At 65.0% G+C, this 16,713-nt stretch carries 18 protein-coding genes; 10 read left to right on the plus strand and 8 right to left on the minus strand.

Annotation, left to right across the window (positions count from 1 at the left end; all coding sequences use genetic code 11):
• Position 1: 1 nt before the first annotated feature.
• Positions 2–1,171, minus strand: a complete 1,170-nt coding sequence (locus YUU_RS0120085; RefSeq protein WP_027524012.1) for an HlyD family secretion protein — start codon at positions 1,169–1,171, stop codon at positions 2–4.
• Positions 1,164–1,646, minus strand: coding sequence for a MarR family winged helix-turn-helix transcriptional regulator (locus YUU_RS0120090; RefSeq protein ID WP_027524013.1), 483 nt, complete (start codon positions 1,644–1,646; stop codon positions 1,164–1,166). The genes YUU_RS0120085 and YUU_RS0120090 overlap by 8 nt, the downstream gene beginning before the upstream one ends.
• Before the next feature lie 157 nt (positions 1,647–1,803).
• Between YUU_RS0120090 and YUU_RS0120095 the strand changes: the two genes are divergently transcribed.
• From YUU_RS0120095 to YUU_RS0120115, 5 genes are all read left to right on the plus strand, one after another.
• On the plus strand, positions 1,804–2,295 hold the full coding sequence (locus YUU_RS0120095) for a Fur family transcriptional regulator (protein ID WP_027524014.1): 492 nt from the start codon (positions 1,804–1,806) through the stop codon (positions 2,293–2,295).
• Positions 2,296–2,329: 34 nt separating this feature from the next.
• Positions 2,330–3,283, plus strand: a complete 954-nt coding sequence (locus tag YUU_RS0120100; protein ID WP_027524015.1) for a DMT family transporter — start codon at positions 2,330–2,332, stop codon at positions 3,281–3,283.
• Positions 3,284–3,295: 12 nt separating this feature from the next.
• Positions 3,296–4,579: a flavodoxin-dependent (E)-4-hydroxy-3-methylbut-2-enyl-diphosphate synthase gene (ispG, locus tag YUU_RS0120105; protein ID WP_027524016.1), complete on the plus strand. Its 1,284-nt coding sequence runs from the start codon at positions 3,296–3,298 to the stop codon at positions 4,577–4,579.
• 286 nt (positions 4,580–4,865) lie between these two features.
• Positions 4,866–5,762 carry a TauD/TfdA family dioxygenase gene (locus YUU_RS0120110; RefSeq protein ID WP_027524017.1) on the plus strand — a complete coding sequence of 299 codons (897 nt, stop codon included), beginning with the start codon at positions 4,866–4,868 and terminating at the stop codon, positions 5,760–5,762.
• Positions 5,763–5,765: 3 nt separating this feature from the next.
• Positions 5,766–6,587, plus strand: a complete 822-nt coding sequence (locus tag YUU_RS0120115) for an N-acetylmuramoyl-L-alanine amidase (RefSeq protein WP_027524018.1) — start codon at positions 5,766–5,768, stop codon at positions 6,585–6,587.
• Positions 6,588–6,702: 115 nt separating this feature from the next.
• Here YUU_RS0120115 and YUU_RS0120120 read toward each other — a convergent pair whose 3' ends face one another.
• From YUU_RS0120120 to YUU_RS0120135, 3 genes are all read right to left on the minus strand, one after another.
• On the minus strand, positions 6,703–8,310 hold the full coding sequence (locus YUU_RS0120120) for a Na+/H+ antiporter (protein ID WP_027524019.1): 1,608 nt from the start codon (positions 8,308–8,310) through the stop codon (positions 6,703–6,705).
• Positions 8,311–8,358: 48 nt separating this feature from the next.
• Positions 8,359–9,216, minus strand: coding sequence for a class A beta-lactamase (gene bla / locus YUU_RS0120125; RefSeq protein ID WP_027524020.1), 858 nt, complete (start codon positions 9,214–9,216; stop codon positions 8,359–8,361).
• A 317-nt stretch (positions 9,217–9,533) separates the two neighbouring features.
• A complete protein-coding gene (locus tag YUU_RS0120135; RefSeq protein ID WP_027524022.1) occupies positions 9,534–9,908 on the minus strand; it encodes a nuclear transport factor 2 family protein in 375 nt (124 codons plus the stop codon).
• 149 nt (positions 9,909–10,057) lie between these two features.
• Between YUU_RS0120135 and YUU_RS0120140 the strand changes: the two genes are divergently transcribed.
• The gene (locus tag YUU_RS0120140; protein ID WP_027524023.1) at positions 10,058–10,480 is read left to right on the plus strand and encodes a GFA family protein; all 423 of its coding nucleotides are present in this window, start codon (positions 10,058–10,060) and stop codon (positions 10,478–10,480) included.
• Between the two features lie 210 nt (positions 10,481–10,690).
• Positions 10,691–12,472: a caspase family protein gene (locus tag YUU_RS0120145; protein ID WP_027524024.1), complete on the plus strand. Its 1,782-nt coding sequence runs from the start codon at positions 10,691–10,693 to the stop codon at positions 12,470–12,472.
• A 50-nt stretch (positions 12,473–12,522) separates the two neighbouring features.
• On the opposite strand, the gene YUU_RS0120150 is transcribed toward YUU_RS0120145, so the two are convergent.
• A complete protein-coding gene (locus tag YUU_RS0120150) occupies positions 12,523–13,203 on the minus strand; it encodes a DUF1345 domain-containing protein (protein WP_035662844.1) in 681 nt (226 codons plus the stop codon).
• A 90-nt stretch (positions 13,204–13,293) separates the two neighbouring features.
• A complete protein-coding gene (locus YUU_RS0120155) occupies positions 13,294–14,217 on the minus strand; it encodes a polyprenyl synthetase family protein (RefSeq protein ID WP_027524026.1) in 924 nt (307 codons plus the stop codon).
• Positions 14,218–14,378: 161 nt separating this feature from the next.
• Between YUU_RS0120155 and mtgA the strand changes: the two genes are divergently transcribed.
• From mtgA to YUU_RS0120170, 3 genes are all read left to right on the plus strand, one after another.
• Positions 14,379–15,056, plus strand: coding sequence for a monofunctional biosynthetic peptidoglycan transglycosylase (mtgA, locus tag YUU_RS0120160; protein WP_035662871.1), 678 nt, complete (start codon positions 14,379–14,381; stop codon positions 15,054–15,056).
• 163 nt (positions 15,057–15,219) lie between these two features.
• Positions 15,220–15,402, plus strand: a complete 183-nt coding sequence (rpmF, locus tag YUU_RS0120165; protein WP_024509484.1) for a 50S ribosomal protein L32 — start codon at positions 15,220–15,222, stop codon at positions 15,400–15,402.
• Between the two features lie 140 nt (positions 15,403–15,542).
• Positions 15,543–16,193 carry a hypothetical protein gene (locus tag YUU_RS0120170; RefSeq protein WP_027524028.1) on the plus strand — a complete coding sequence of 217 codons (651 nt, stop codon included), beginning with the start codon at positions 15,543–15,545 and terminating at the stop codon, positions 16,191–16,193.
• Positions 16,194–16,243: 50 nt separating this feature from the next.
• Here the strand turns inward: YUU_RS0120170 and YUU_RS0120175 are convergent, their stop codons facing one another.
• Positions 16,244–16,507, minus strand: coding sequence for a hypothetical protein (locus YUU_RS0120175; protein WP_027524029.1), 264 nt, complete (start codon positions 16,505–16,507; stop codon positions 16,244–16,246).
• Positions 16,508–16,713 lie beyond the last annotated feature (206 nt).

The following is a 16,713-nucleotide window of genomic DNA, read 5'->3' on the forward strand; positions in this document are numbered from 1 at the left end:
GTCAGTCTTCCTTGTCCTGGTTGGCATTCGCCGACAGGCCGAGCAGGCCGGCGAGCGAGCGCTGGTGGCCGGTGTCGATGGTGGCATAGACGCTCATGCCGGCCTTCAGCTTCTTCACGAACTTGTCGCTTTCGTCGAAATAGATCCGCACCGGCACGCGCTGCACGACCTTGACGAAATTGCCGGTGGCGTTCTGCGGCGGCAGGATCGCGAACTGCGCGCCGGTGCCCGGCGACAGCGAGCCGATCTTGCCCTTGAACACATGGTTGGGGAACGCATCGACCTCGAGCGTGACTGGTTGCCCGACCGCGACATAGGTGAGGTCGCTCTCCTTCGGATTGGCGTCGACCCAGGGGTGGGCGATGTCGACGATGGAGAACACCGGCGTGCCGGCGGCGACGAAGCGGCCGAGCTGGATCTGGTCGACCTGGGTCGCCACGCCGCTCATCGGGGCACGCAGCACGGCATGGTCGAGATTGCGCTGGGCGTCATCCAGCTTGGCCTTGGCCTGCACATAGGGCGGGAACTCTTCCAGCGGCAGGTCGGGATTGCCGAGCAGCTGCGTCTTCGCGTTGGAGAGCTGCTGCTTGACGAACTGCGCCTGCGCGCCGGCCGTGACCATCGCGTTCGACGCGTTGTCCAGGTCGAGCTGCGACCCATAATTGTTCTTCACCAGCGCCTGCTTGCGCTCGACGTCGCGCTGCTTCAGGTCCATGCCCTGCTGGGCGAGATCGAGCATCTGGCCGTAGATTTTGACGTTGGCGACGAGGTTGTCGTAGGTGGTCTTTGCTTGCGCGAGCTGCGCCTTGGCCTCCTCCACCGCGAGGCGGAACGGGACCGGATCGATCTCGAACAGCTCGTCGCCCTGCTTGACGAGCTGACCTTCCTTCACGACGACCTTGTTGATCTTGCCGGAGATGTCGGGCGTCACCAGCACCTTCTGCGCGCCGACATAGGCATCATCGGTGCCGACATAGCGGCCGCCATGCAGATAGAAGGTGATGCCGCCGATCGCGGCCGCCGCGGGCAGCACCACCATCAGCAGGAAGCGGCGATAGCGGCGCAGGCCGGCGAGCAGCCGGCGACGCGGCTCGGCCGCGAGCTTCTTGCTAGGCTTGCCGCTCTGGCCGCCCTTCTGCTCGGGGGCGAATTTCAGGACCTGATCAGCCATAGCGCTGCTCCTTACGTGCTTGTTCCGCTCCACTGGTCTGGATGGCGTGACGCACGTTTTCCTTGATTGTTTCGAGTTGGGTGAGGAGACGATGGGCGTCCGCCGGGTTGATGCCGTCGAGCGCGTTGGCCGTGAGCTCGGACTTCAGGCCGCTCATCTTGCCGAGCAGCGCGCGGCCGGCCTTCTTCAGATAGAGGCGGTTGACGCGGCGATCGCTGGCGTCGCTGCGGCGCTCGATCCAGTCATTGTCGCAGAGCTTGTCGATCAGCCGCGTCAGGGTGATCGGCTGCATCTCCAGGAGCTCGGCGAGCTCGGACTGCTTCATGCCCTCGCTGCGCTCGACCTTGGCCAGCACCGCCCACTGCGCGCGGGTGATGCCGTAGCGGGATGCCTCCTTGTCGGCATAGACCCGGAGCAGGCGATACAGCTCGCCGAGCGTGAACAGGAAGTTCTGATCGACCGACGTGCGGCTCATAAGCTTGGTCTCCAATAAGCTTTGCATATAATAAGCAAGCTTATGATTATTTCATGGCAAGTTAACGCGGCGCTGCTCCGCCACAAAAGCATGGCTGGCAGCCATTCGAAGCCGCGCCCTTTGGGTTCCCGGTCCGGAAATGCTAAAAGCCTGCGCGATGAGCCTCGTAAAGCCGGCCTTTCCCGCGCCTGACCACGATCACGGCCGCTGCACTGCGGATGCCTTGACGCATGCGGAAGCCGTCTGCGAGCAGCGCGCGCAGAAATTCACGCCGATCCGCCGCGAGGTGCTCAAGGCACTACTCTCGAGCCACCGTCCGCTTGGGGCCTATGAAGTGATCGACGAGCTTGCCAAAACGATGCCGCGGCCCGCGCCGATCACGGTCTATCGCGCGCTCGAGTTCCTGATGGCCAATAGCCTCGCGCACCGCATCGAGAGCCGTAACGCCTATCTCGCCTGCGCCCACGACCACGATGCGACCTCGGCGGTCGCGTTCCTGATCTGCGAGCGCTGCGGCCTCGTCGGCGAGATTCCGGCTGCGTCCGTCGCGCAAGGCCTCAACCAGGCTGCCCGCGCCTCCGGTTTTGCCCCCAAACTGTCTGTGGTCGAGATCACGGGCACCTGCACCCATTGTCAGAAAGCTTCTTAATCAACAAACGGCGCCAAGCCGGTCCCGGGAAGATATGTCGATCGAACCAACAAGCCCATCCGCCGGCCGCCCCCTGAGCGCCGGCGCCATCGCCCTGATGCTCATGCTGTGCCTGACCTGGGGTTTCAACCAGATCGCGGTGAAGCTGGTCATCCCGGATATCCCGCCGGTGCTGCAGGCGACCATCCGCTCGATGGGAGCGCTGCCGGTGGTGTTCATCATCGGCACCTTGCGCGGCGCAAAATTCTTCGAGCGCGACGGCACGCTTGCCGCAGGCCTCATCGCCGGGCTGATGTTCGGCCTCGAGTTCGTGCTGATCTATGAGGGCCTGCGCTTCACGCCGGCCTCGCGCGCCGTGGTCTTCCTCTACACCGCGCCGTTCTTCGTTGCGCTCGGCTCCTACCAGGTGCTGGGCGAGCGGCTCAGCGGCACGCAGTGGCTCGGGCTCGCCGTCAGCTTTGCCGGCGTGGCGCTTGCGATCGGCGTGCCGCAGCCCAACGTGGATTCACAGGTCCTGCTCGGCGACCTCATGATCGTCGGCGGCGCCGCGCTGTGGGCGGCGACCACGCTGGTCGCCAAGTCGACGCGGCTGCGCTTCGCCCCGCCGGAAAAGGCCATCGGTTACCAGGTCGCGATGTCGATCCCGATTCTGGGCCTGGCCGCGTACCTCCTGGGCGAGTCCATTCCCCATACCCCGAGCCCGCTCTCGATCACGCTGATGGTGTTCCAGGCGGTCTGGGTCGTCGGAACGACGTTCACGCTTTGGTTCGCGCTGGTGAAGGCCTATTCGGCGAGCAAATTGTCGGCTTTTACCTTCATCACCCCTTTGTTTGGCGTCGTCGCTAGCTATTTCATCCTGCATGACACCCTCAGCCTCACGTTCGGGGCCGCCGCCATCCTTGTAATTGCTGGGCTTTTTCTGGTTAACCGTCCCAGCCAAGAAGCTGCGGCCCCGCGCGATGCATTGCTGAATGTCACCAAAACCTGATATTTGGACCCCATGAACAAGCCCGAAAACACCATCGATTCCGACATCGCGGGGCCCGCGCCGCGCCACAACACCACCCAGGTCAAGGTCGGCGACGTCGCCGTCGGCGGCGGCGCGCCCATCGTCGTGCAGTCGATGACCAACACCGACACGGCCGATATCGACGGCACCATCGCCCAGGTCGCAGCGCTGTCGCGCGCCGGTTCCGAGATGGTCCGCATCACCGTGGACCGCGAGGAGGCCGCCGCCGCCGTTCCGCACATCCGCGACGGCCTGCGCAAGCGCGGCATCACCACGCCCCTGATTGGCGACTTCCATTATATCGGCCACAAGTTGCTCGCCGACTATCCGGCCTGTGCCGAAGCGCTCGACAAGTACCGCATCAATCCCGGCAATGTCGGCTTCAAGGACAAGCGCGATACGCAGTTCGCCGACATCATCGAAATCGCCAACAAGCACGACAAGCCGGTGCGCATCGGCGCCAATTGGGGCTCGCTCGACCAGGAGCTCTTGTCCAAGCTGATGGACGAGAACGCGGCCTCGGCCAATCCGCGCGATGCCCGCGCCGTGATGCGCGAAGCCATGGTGCAGTCCGCGCTGCTGTCGGCGGCGCGCGCCGAAGAGCTCGGCATGCCCAAGAACCGCATCATTCTGTCGGCCAAGGTGTCGGCGGTGCAGGATCTGATCGCGGTCTACGAGGTCCTGGCGAGTCGTTCCGACTACGCCATCCATCTCGGCCTCACCGAGGCCGGCATGGGCACCAAGGGCATCGTCGCCTCGTCCGCCGCGCTCGGCATCCTGCTGCAGCAGGGCATCGGCGACACCATCCGCATCTCGCTGACGCCGGAGCCCGGCGGCGACCGCACCCGTGAGGTGCAGGTTGCGCAGGAGCTCTTGCAGACCATGGGCTTCCGTACCTTCGTGCCGCTGGTTGCGGCCTGCCCGGGCTGCGGCCGCACCACCTCGACCACGTTCCAGGAACTGGCGCGCTCGATCCAGGATTTCATCCGTGACGAGATGCCGACCTGGAAGACGAAATATCCCGGCGTCGAAGAGCTCAACGTTGCCGTCATGGGCTGCATCGTCAACGGCCCCGGCGAATCCAAGCACGCCAATATCGGCATCTCGCTGCCCGGCACCGGCGAAGCGCCGGCTGCGCCAGTCTTCGTCGACGGCAAGAAGTTCCGCACCCTGCGCGGCCCCGGCATCGCCGCCGACTTCAAGGCGCTGGTGATCGACTACATCGACCAGCGTTACGGCCAGGGCGCCAAGGTGCCGGAGACCGCGGCGGAGTAGAACTGAGCGGAGTGATTTTGCTCCGCTGGTGCCCCATTCTCCGCTGTCGTCCCGGCGCAGGCCGGGACCCATAACCCCAGGGAGAGGTTGTGGCGCGAGCTGGTAAACGCGAGTCTTCGCCAAACCCAATCCTGTGGTTATCGCGACGAGCGCAAGCGCTCGCGCGGGGGTCCCGGGCTCGCGCTACGCGCGCCCCGGGACGACGAATTGAGTTTGTGGCTCCGGATTGCGCTTCGCTCCATCCGCGCTACCATGCCCTCAATCAAAACGATTGGGAGCAACACCCATGAGCTCGCTCGCCGGCAAGCAGGGTCCGCGCTATCGCCACATGGCAGACGACGGCGCACCGTATGAGACCATCGCCGTCGAAAAACTCACGCCGATCATCGGCGCTGAAATCACCGGCGTGGACATCGGCAAGCTCGTGTCCGACGATGCGCGCTCCAACCGGCAGATGGACGAAGTCCATCGCGCGCTGGCCGAAAACCTCGTCATCTTCTTCCGGGACCAGCACATCACGCCGCAGCAGCATCTCGCCTTCGGACGCAAGTTCGGCGAGCTGCATTTTCATCCCGCCGCTCCGCATGAGGACGACGATCCCGCGCTGATGAAGATCTATGCCGACAAGAACTCGCCGCGCGCCAATGGCGAGGGTTGGCATTCCGATGTGTCCTGCGATCTCGAGCCGCCGATGGGATCGATCCTCTACATCAAGCAATGCCCGCCGCGCGGCGGCGACACGCTTTTCGCCAACATGTATGCGGCCTATGAGGCGCTGTCGGACCGCATGAAAGCCTATCTCGACGGCCTCATCGCGCTGCATGACGGCGAGCCGATCTATCGCGGGCTCTACGCCAATTACGGCGTCGCCGACAAGCAAAGCTACCCGCATGCCGAGCACCCCGTGGTGCGCACGCACCCCGTCACGGGCAAGAAGGCCCTCTACGTCAACCGCGGCTTTACCCGCAACATCAACGGCATTCCCCGCGACGAGAGCGACGCGATGCTCGCTTATCTCTATCAGCACGCGGAAAACCCGCTGTTCCAGTGCCGCTTCCGCTGGACCGAGAACGCCATCGCCTTCTGGGACAACCGCTGCACCCAGCACCGCGCGATGTGGGACTACTGGCCGCACACACGGTCAGGGACGCGCGTGACGGTGAAGGGGGAGCGGCCGGTGTAGCGCTTGGCGTCCGTGAGGGCCATCATTGCAGCGGTCGTTGCTTCGCTTCTTCCGCTGTTGCTCGCGCCGGTCGATGCGAGGCATGCCGTACCGGCGCGGAAGATCGTGCGCGCGAAGCCCAGGCCCAATCCCAAGCTCGCGCCCGAAAAATGTGAGCCGGCCAGATTCCGCATCGTCGTGGACGTCGGCCACACCGCCGAAGCGCTTGGCGCGGACAGCGCTCGCAACGATCCCGAGTTCGCGTTCAATCTCCGGCTTGCCAGGCTCATCTCGGAGAAACTGAAGTCGGAAGGTTTTGCCACGACGCGCCTGCTGGTGACGGAAGGCCGGGCGAGGCCGAGCCTGTTCAAGCGCGTCAACGCCGCCAACGACTGGCGGGCCGATCTCTTCCTGTCGATTCATCACGACGCCGTGCCGGACAAATTTTTGGAGCAGTGGGAGTTCGAGGGCGCAAAAAGCCATTTCAGCGACCGCTTCTCCGGCTATTCGCTGTTCGTCTCGCGGCAGAACCCGCGATACGCAGCGAGCCTCGCGTTCGCCCGGCTCGTGGGTAAGGAGCTGAAGGCGCAGGACCTGACTTACGCGCACCAGTACACGCTGCCGCTGATGGGCCGCTATCGTCACGAACTCGTGGACAAGGATGTCGGGGTCTATCGCTACGACCAGCTCGTCGTGCTCTCACGCACGAGAAGCGCCGCGGTGCTGCTGGAGGCTGGCTCGATCATCAACCGTGACGAGGAGATGGCGATGAACTCGCCGGAGCGGCAGCAGGTGATTGCGACAGCGGTGGCCGCCGCCATGGAGGAATTCTGCGAGAAACGCTAGTCTGGTGCAACACCGTCATTGCGAGCGCAGCGAAGCAATCCAGACTGTCGCCGCGGAAAGACTCTGGTTTGCTTCGCTGCGCTCGCAATGACGATCGGCGGAGACACCCGCCCATTCACAGCGGCACCCTCTGAAACTCCCGGTTCGCCAGGCTTGCTTCCTCCAGATCGAGATCGCGCTCGATTCGTCGCCTTGCTTCGTCGGTGATCTTGCCCTCGCGCAGGAGCTCATGGATGAACCTGCGCTCGGCACTGATCAGCTCGCGCGTCAGCGCGGTGCCGGCGGCGGAGACGTCGTGGCGGCTCGGTTCGAGCGAATCGGGAAGCTGGCTGGCGCGGATTTCGTGCCGGGCGCGCAACAGGTGCACGACCTCGCCAGACAGCTCCTTCTCCGCGGCGAGCGTATCGAGCGACCTCAGGGCGGCATCGAGCGCCTGGCGCCGTGCGGCGATCTCGGCCTCGTGCTCGGCAACGTGTTCGGAGCGGCCGGCTTGGGCCACGCCGAGCCATCGCACCACCTTGGGCAGGCCGAGGCCGACGCCGACCAGCGTGACGAAGATGACGCCAAAGGCGACGAACAGGATCAGGTCACGATAGGGGAAGGCCTGGCCGCCTGGCAGCACGAAGGGCAGCGCCAGCGCCGCCGCGAGCGACACCGCACCGCGCACGCCGGTGAAGGCCAGGGTGAACACCCATTGCCAGGGCGGCGAGGGATCGCGCCGGCGCAGGCTCTCGCTCAGCATCCGCGGCAGGTAGGTTGCGGGATAGAGCCATGCAAAGCGCGCGATGACCACGATGACCACGACCACGCCAGTCGCGATCAGGATCTCGTCGAGCGGAAACGCCTTTGACTGCTCATAGAGAGCGCGCATCTGGAAACCGGTGAGCAGGAACAGGATGCCCTCGATCAGGTAGATCACGAGGTCCCAGAAGAAGATGCCCTGCAGGCGCGTCGCCGATGAAATCCACAACGGCCCGTTCCAGCTCACATAGAGCCCGCAGGCGACGGTGGCGATCACGCCGCTTCCGCCGACATGCTCAGGCAGCCAATAGGCGAGGTAGGGCGTGATCAGCGACAGCGTGATCTCGACCTGCGGATCCCTGGCCCATTTGCGGGCGCGCAAGGAGAGCCAGCCGACCCCGATGCCGTAGGCGACCTCGCCGGCGATGATGAGGAGGAATTCGCCGGTCGCAAGCGGCAGCGAGAAGCTGCCGGTCATGATCGCGGCGAGCGCGAAGCGGTAGAGGATCAGCGCGGTGGCATCGTTGGCAAGCCCTTCGCCTTCGAGCACCACCAGGATACGGCGCGGTATGTGCAGCTTGCGTGCGATCGCAAGCGGCGCCACCACGTCGGGCGGCGCGACGATGGCACCTAACAGGAAGCCGGTGGTCCAGGGCATGCCGATCAGGAAATGCGCAGCGGTTGCCACCATCGCCGCTGTGAAGATCACGCAGCCGACCGCGAGCAGCACGATCGGGCGCAGATTGTTCCTGAACTCGCGCCAGCTCATGGCGACGCTCGCCGAGTAGATCAGCGGCGGCAGCACCAGCAGCAGCACGAGCTCCGGCGGCAGCTCGACACGCGGCATGCCCGGCACGAAGGCCAGGCCCACGCCGGCCAGCATCAAGAGGATGGCGGGCGCGATGTTGAGGCGCCGGGCCACCAGCGCCGTACCGGCGAGCACGCCGAGCAGGATCAGAAAGATCTGAAATCGCGCTTCCACCATTCTTTCACTTGGCCCGGAAGCGCGGCCGAGGTCAATGCGGCGGGATCATCCCAGCTGCGCGGCGACCGTCTTTCCGATGGAAGCGAACACCGTATCGATCTGCGCGGCGTTCGGCGTGCCGCCCTGGGTGTAGGCCGCAATCAGGATCGGCGTATCGGGCTTCGGCCACGCCACCACGATATCGCCGGAAGCGTCCTTGCCGTTGTTGCCGGTCTTGTCGCCGATCCTCCAGGTTCCCGGCAAGCCGGCGCGCAGCCGTTTTGCGCCGGTCTTGCAATTCACCATCCACTCGGTGAGTTGCGCGCGCGAAGCCGCAGACAAGGCTTCGCCGAGCACGAGCCGGCGGAAATTGCCGGCCATGGCAGAGGGCGTGGTCGTGTCGTGCGGGTCGCCCGGCGGCGAACGGTTGAGCTCGGGCTCGTTGTGGTCGAGCCGCGAGGTGGTGTCGCCGAGCGAGCGCCAGAACGCGGTGAGTGCCGCCGGTCCCCCGATCCGCGCCAGCAGGAGATTGGCGCAGGTGTTGTCGCTGAGCTCGACACTGGCCTTGCACATGTCGGCGACTGACATTGCGCCTTTCGAAAGGTTCTCCCTCGCCACCGGCGCATAGTCGAGCAGGTCGTCCCGGCCATAGCCGATCATCGCCGAAAGCTGGTCCTCGCCGCGATCGACCCGCGCCAGCACGCAGGCCGCCAGCGATGCCTTGAACGTAGAGCACATGACAAACCGCTCGTCGGCGCGCCAGCCGAGCTTTTTGCCGGAGCTGAGGTTTTCAGCATAGAAGCCGACCCGCCCGCCGCTCTCGCGCTCGTAGGTTTCAAGTGCAGGCGGTGCGCCTTCAGCAAATACGGGACGTGCGGCCAGCGCGCACAAAGAAGCGAGCAGGGAACGACGATCGAGCAGCATGGGGATCTTTCAGGCAGGATTGGGGTGAGGCATTGCGGAGATGTCATGAGTGCGCTCACGACGGTGTCATTGATTGTTCTGACAAATCTATGGCGACACGTCGCTCATCGCGCTGGTGTGAACGCGTCGCCGCGAAATGCAGTAACGAAGCACGGTGCGGTGTGCGATCTCTCCCGCCGTCATTGCGAGGAGCGCAGCGACGAAGCAATCCAGACTGTCTCCGCGCAAGAATCTGGATTGCTTCGCTTCGCTCGCAATGACGGAAAAATTGAGGAACGTCTTCGATCGCGACGCCCAACCGCCGCGGCCGCCGTCCCTCAATCCTTCAGATCATACCGATACGACTTCGACACGATCTGCCAGCCGTCGGCGAGCTTCATCGCCACGAGATAGTCGGTGAAGTAGCGCGGCGGCAGTTGGCATTTGGCCTTGATGAAGGCGGTCTTGTCGTCCGAGCGGTCGATGGTGACGATGAAATCCTCGCGCGGCTTGCCTTCCGACTTTGCGGAGGCGCGCTTGCGCACCCAGGCGAGCCAGTCCGGCACCGTCAGGATCTTGAGCTCGCCCTTTTCCACCCAGCGCAGATCGGCGGAGGGATGGAACACCGCGCCGAGTTTGTCGGCGTCGCCTTCATAGAGCGCATCGAAATAGCCTTGCACCACGGCCTCGACACTCGAACGGTCATACCCCATGCTTCTCTCCTTCCCTGGCACGTTGCCGCGACGAGAGAACGTAGGGCGGACCTCGCGAAACCGCCAGCGTTTTGCTCGCGAAAAGCTGATCGGCACAGGCTGGCCGACCCGCTAGATTGTCATGCCGCATTCCGCGCTGGAGAAAGATCGTGACAAGCTCGACAAGCCGTCGCCGCCTCGCTGGGAAATGTTACTGCGGCGCCGTGCAGTACGACGTCGCGGATGAATTCGTCTATGCGCTGAATTGCCATTGTTCGGATTGCCGCCGCACCACCGGCTCCGCCTTCAAGCCGTTCGCGGGGATCGAGCGGCACAAGTTCTGCGTGGTCGCGGGCGAGGATGCGCGGCTGATCTATGGCGACGAGATGACTCATGATGCGCATTGCGCCCGCTGTGGCTCGCTGCTTTATTCGGTGGTGCGCGAGGGGCACTGGGTCCACGTGACCATGGGAACCCTGCTCGACGATCCCTCGATCCGCCCCACTGCGCATATGTTCGTCGGCTCGAAGGCGCCCTGGTACGAGATCACGGACAATCTGCCGCAGCACCGCGGGCACGTCGGAGCCGGCTGAGCGGGCCGGAAACGCCTGATCCTGCGAACCGCTACCCTTCTGGCGACACTAACAAAAAGGGCTTTGCTCGCGAGCTGTCGCGCCCTTCGTGACCTCGGTTACAAGCTGTGGACCCGGTCACAAGCTGTGAGTCACAAGCTGTGACCTTCGTCACAAGCGGATGACGCGGATGTTGCTAGGTAGATCCAAAAGGGAGCTGGAAGTTCCGTCATGCGCAGCCTGTTCAGATTTTGCCCGCTTCTCCTCGTGCTCGCGCTGCTGCTCGGCGCCGGGCCCGCCTTTGCCGGCAAGCGCGTCGCGCTGGTGCTCTCCAATTCCGCCTATCAGAATGCGCCGCAGCTCGCGAATCCCGACAATGACGGGGCCGTCATCGCGAAGACGCTGAAGGAGGCCGGGTTCGATGTGGTCGACGCCCGCCACGACCTGCCGGCGCTGGAGACCCGCCGCGCGCTGCGCGAATTCGCCGACTCCGCGCGCGATGCCGATATCGCCGTCGTCTATTATGCCGGCCACGGCATCGAGGTTGACGGCGCAAACTATCTGATCCCCGTCGACGCCAAGCTCGAGCGCGACACCGACGTCTATGACGAAGCGCTGTCACTGGACCGCGTCCTGGTCGCGATCGAGCCGGCCAAGCAGCTTCGTCTGGTGATCCTCGACGCCTGCCGCGACAATCCCTTCGGCAAGACCATGAAACGCACGATCGCCTCGCGCGGGATCGGGCGCGGCCTCGCCCAGGTCGAGCCGACCAGCCCCAACACGCTGATTGCATATTCGGCCAAGGCCGGCTCCACGGCCCAGGACGGCGACGGCAGCAACAGCCCGTTCACGATCGCGCTGGCGAAGCATCTGACGACGCCAGGCCTCGACGTGCGCCGTGCCTTCGGCTTCGTGCGCGACGACGTCTTGAAGACCACCAACTACAAGCAGGAGCCGTTCGTGTACGGCTCGCTCGGCGGCGACGACGTGCCGCTGGTGCCGGCCAAGATCGCGGCGGTCGCGCCGGCCCAGCCGGCCGTCAATGCGCAGGCCGAGGTGCGGCGCGACTATGAGCTCGCGCTCCAGGTCGGCAACAAGGCGGCGTGGGATGCCTTCCTGGTCCAGCATCCGAACGGCTTCTATTCGAGCCTGGCAAAACTCCAGCTCGACAAGATCGCGGCCGAAGAGGCGCATGCGGCGGCGACCGCCAAGGCGAAGCAGGCGGAAGCCGAGCGCGATCGTCTTGCCGCAGCCGGGGCGCAGAAGGAGGCGCAGGCCAAGGCCGAGGCCGATGCAAAGGCTGCCGAGCAGGCGCAGCTCACCGCCCAGAAGGCCAAGGAGCAGGCGCAGCAGCAGGCGGCCGCCGCCGAGCAGCAGCGCGTCAATCTGGCTGGCGCTGCGCCCGACGGCTCGACCGTCAAGGCGAACAATCCACCCGGCACCAACGTTGCCGCGCTGACACCGAGCGCACCAGCCGACCTGACCCGCTCGGTGCAGACCGAGCTCGGCCGCGTCGGCTGCTTCTCAGGTCGAGCCGACGGCAACTGGAATACGGCCTCGCAGCGCTCGCTGTCGCAGTTCAACCGCTACGCCGGCACCAAGCTCGACGTGAAGGTCGCAAGCACCGATGCGCTCGACGCGGTCAAGGCCAAGCCGTCGCGGGTCTGCCCGCGGGTCTGCGATCGCGGCTTCAGGGCGGATGGCGACAAGTGCACCAAGATCGTATGCGGCGACGGCTATGTGCTGAACGACGACAATGAATGCGAGAAGAAGCGCGGCAAGCCGCCCGCGAGCACCGCCAAGCGCGACGACGGCCAGCAGCAGGATCGTCCGGCAAAACAGCGTCCACAGGCTGGCGCCGCCGCTGCGGCGGCCGGAGGCCGCGCCTCGGGAGGCAGCGGTCAGATCTATTGCAACGACCTCATCTGCCGCCCGGTCAAGCGCGGCTGTCATCTCGGATTTCGCGGTGGCGGTGGCTATGGCGCCGACCCCAACCCGGAGATCTGCGACTGAGCTCCCTGACGTCGTCCTGGCTTTCGCCAGGACGACTCCAAGGATGCAGCCTACGTCGCGATCGCGCTTGCCGCGATGTTCACCGTCAGTGCCAGCAACGCCGTATTGTAGATGAACGAGACGATGCCGTGCGCGGTCGCGGTGCGGCGGATGGTCTTGTCGGTGATGCCGACGTCGGAGACCTGTGCGGTCATGCCGATCACGAAGGAAAAATAGACGAAGTCCCAGTAGTCGGCGTGGTCGTCCTTGTCGCCGCTCGGAAATTGCAGGCCGCCCGGCTTGGCGTGGCGGTAGTAGTCGTGGGCGTAATGCAGCGCGAAGGTCGTGTGCACGGCAGCCCATGACAGCGCGATGGTCGAGATCGCGAGCGAGAGTTCGCCGACGCCGCGATGGGTGCCGAGTTCGGCAACGATGGCCGCGATGCTCGCGAATGCGCCCATCGCTATCACCAGCAGCAGTACGAAGCGGCCGTCGTCCTGCATGACGGCGGCCCGGCGGATGTGGCTGTGGTCCTGGTTCAGCATCATGCTGTAGACGAGCACGAGATAGACCGTGATCAGCGCGTCCCAGCCGAGCAAGAGCCGTGTCACCAGCCGCAACGAGCCGGGCAGCAGCAGGCAGACGAGAACGCCGACGCCGAGCGCGATGAAGGTCCGCGGCCGCGCATAAACCACGCGCACCGGTCGCGACATCTTGCGGAAGCGGATGAGGACGGGATCTTCTTGGTCCATGGCCTTCAATGTCCCGGACTGCCGCCGCGTTGCAGGTGCACTCCCTCTCCCGCTTGCGGGTGAGGGCTGGTCAATTTCGTCCTTGAAAGCCTAGTTCTTCCGCTCCGCCACGAACCGCGCTGCTGCCTGCAGCACCGCGGCGCGGTCGCCGAAGATCGAGACGGCGGCGTCCGCGCGCGCGAGCAGGTCACTCACGCGCTGCTTGGCGCCCTCGATGCCGAGCTGGGTGACGAAGGTGGTCTTGCCAAGCGCTGCGTCCTGGCCCGAGGGCTTGCCGAGCGCCGCCGCATCGCCCTCGACGTCGAGCAGGTCGTCGGCGATCTGGAAGGCTTCGCCGAGCGCGCGGCCGTAATCGTCGAGCGCCTGATACTCCTTCGCGGTGGCTTGTCCCAGGATCGCGCCGGCGATGCAGCCATAGCGCAACAGCGCGCCGGTCTTCATCTGCTGGATGCGTGCGACGTCGACCGGCTCGCGATCGCCGAAGCGGCCTTCACCGGCGAGATCGAGCATCTGCCCGCCGACCATGCCGCCGATGCCGGCGCAGCGCGCCAGCGCGCGCGTGAGCAGGAGCCGGACATTGGCGTCGCGATGGATCTCGTCGCGGGTGACGATGTCGAAGGCGAGCGTCAAGAGCCCGTCGCCGGCGAGGATCGCGGTGGCGTCGTCGGTCTGCTTGTGCAGCGTCGGGCGTCCGCGGCGCAGGTCGGAATTGTCCATCGACGGCAGATCGTCATGGATCAGCGAATAGCAGTGGATGCACTCGAGCGCGGCGCCCACGAGCAAGGCGGCCTCGCGCGGCACGTCGAACACCGCGGCGCTCTCGACCACCAGGAACGGCCGCAGGCGTTTGCCCCCGCCGAGGCTCGAATAGCGCATCGCGTCCATCAGCCGCTTGGGGCGCGCGATCTCGTCTGGCAGGATGTCGTCCGACAACAGCCTGGCCAGCAGGGCCTCGGTATCGTCAGCGGTCTTGTCCAGGCGTTTAGCGAAATCGGACGGGGTCGTGCCGGTCATCAAGAAGGGCTCCAGAACTAAAATTCGGCCGGACAATCCTTTATGCGGGCGCTTCCGTCAATCACTTGGAACGCCTTAAAACTGCTGGAAAAGCCCCGAATTATCACAGGCTTAATCGCCGGGCCGGTTCATCACTTCCATTTTGGCGCAGGACAAGGTCGATTTTTCGCATCGTCAAAACCCTGGCTCTGGTGCTGACCGTTGCGGCGCTCCTGCCCTATCTGATTGCGCCATTCTACCGTGCCGGCCACCCGGTCTCGACGCTGATGGTCTGGCGCTCCCTTCGCGGTGCTCCGATGCAGCGGCAGTGGATCGAACTTTCGGCGATGTCGCCCTATTTGCCGCGCGCGGTGGTCGGGGCTGAAGATGCCCATTTCTGCAAGCATCACGGCATCGACTGGGGCGCGCTGCGCGAGGCGATCGACGATGCGCAAGAGGACGGAACGCCGTTCCGCGGCGCCTCCACCATCACCCAGCAGGTGGCCAAAAACCTGTTCCTCTGGCAGGGACGGGATCCTATCCGGAAAGTGCTGGAGTTTCCGCTGGCGCTGTGGATCGACTTCGTTCTGCCGAAACACCGGATTCTCGAGATTTACCTGAATATTGCCGAGCTCGGCCCTCAGGGGCAGTTCGGGGTAGAAGCGGGCAGCGCCTATGCCTTCGGCAAGTCCGCAGCCAGTCTCTCGCCCCGGGAGTCGGGGCTTTTGGCCGCGATCCTGCCAAACCCGGTCAAACGCAGCGCCCGTACGCCGGGACCGGGGGTGCGGCGGCTGGCGGTGACCTATATGGCGCGGGCGCAGGCCGTTTCGACCTGTTGGCGGGAAAATCGCGGATTTTGAGCCCATTTCGGGTGCTTTTTCCGCCCCAAAACCCTAGCTTTACGAGCAGCCTTCCTCTATAAGCCCGGCCTTGATCGGCATTCAGCTCGCCCCGTTTGCGGGTGCTGAGCCGTCCGGAAGGCCGGACGATGCCCCGAACACCAATCCCTAGAGGATATTGATAATGGCCGTTCCGAGAAGAAAAACCTCGCCGTCGCGCCGTGGCATGCGCCGCTCGGCTGACGCGCTGAAGAAGCCGACCTATGTCGAGGACAAGGACTCCGGCGAGCTCCGCCGCCCGCACCATCTCGACCTCAAGACCGGCATGTACAAGGGCCGGCAGGTCCTGAAGAAGAAAGAGTCCTGAGGCCGGCGTATCAACAGGCGAGGCGATTGACCCGCCTGGATTCGGCCAATCAGTGAGTTAAGACGGTGACGGCGGCGGAGCAAACGCTTCGCCGCCGCATTGTCCTGCCCGGATGTCTCGATCAGGAAGGCGCGCACGCGATGGTCGGTTTCCCGCTGCTTCTCATTCCGCTCGCGGTCTACAACATCATCGTGTTCCTGATGCACGACGTGTCCTTCACGGCCGTGCTTTTCAAGGTGCCGATGCTTGAGGGCCAGGTCTGGCCGGTGACGCTGAGCGACCTGCTGCTGGCACTCGGTGTGGTGCTGCTGCTGCTCGAGATCGTCAAGGGCGCGCGGCCCGGCGCGAAATTCCTGATGGACCATCTGCTGTCGCTGATCGTGTTCGGCGCGGCCGCGGCCGAATTCGTCATGTGGCCGGACAAGTTCGGCAACTCCACCTTTTTCCTGCTTGTGCTGCTTGCGATGGCCGATTTCTTCGGCGGCGTCGCCCAGCGTACCCGTCGCCGCGCCTATGTGACCGAGGCAGCGCCCGCACCGCGCAAGGCGCGCCGTCAGGTCGAGGAGGAGGCGGACGAGCCGGTCGTCGAGCCGCGCATGGCGCCTGCACCGCAACCCGCACCGGTCGTGCCTCCTGCACCCGCGCCATCCGCGCAGTCCGTCGCCGAGTCCGTGCTGATGGATCCCCCCGCGCCAAAAGCACCGCAAGCCGCGCCCTCGCCGGAAATCCCTTCGCCGCATCTGCAGCCGAGCAACGGCACGCCGACGTCGCCTGATACGCCGCAGCGCTGATCGCGCTAAGGGTGCCTCGCGGCTCGGATTGCGAAACTAACCAACGTCCTTCATGCCACCTGGCGCGTCCTGGCGCTCACGGTGCCCAGCGGGCGCTTATGGCCATAGGCCATGTTCGCATCGGCGGGGCTCGCCCGGCGCAGCCGGCTCGCCTGCGGCAGGTGCTCGGCATTGGCGATGAGTTGGGTGACGAAGCTCGGGTCGGGGCGGGGCAGCACCACCACCTTGTGCGCCCATGCGAGCGTCGGGGTCAGCAGGACCAGGGCGGTCCCCGTGCCGCCTTCCGCTTCCTCTGCTCGGTCCGTACTCACCATCGCAAACACCGTTAATCCGGCTCGAAATCCGGCGAGACTGTCGCGTTTCGGGACGCGGGTCGCCGTGCGTGTGAGGTACTCGCAAGGTCTATGCCGGCGGGGCCGTTCTGGTTCCGGACCAGCTTCGAAACGTGGTTTCCAAATTGTTTATGAACTTTGCCTAGGGTCAAAGCCGAATCTCGCTTTATCCTCAGGAGTGCGAGACC

Origin of the sequence: Bradyrhizobium sp. Ec3.3, assembly GCF_000472925.1 — a bacterium.
In the GTDB taxonomy this organism is placed as follows: Bacteria; Pseudomonadota; Alphaproteobacteria; order Rhizobiales; family Xanthobacteraceae; genus Bradyrhizobium.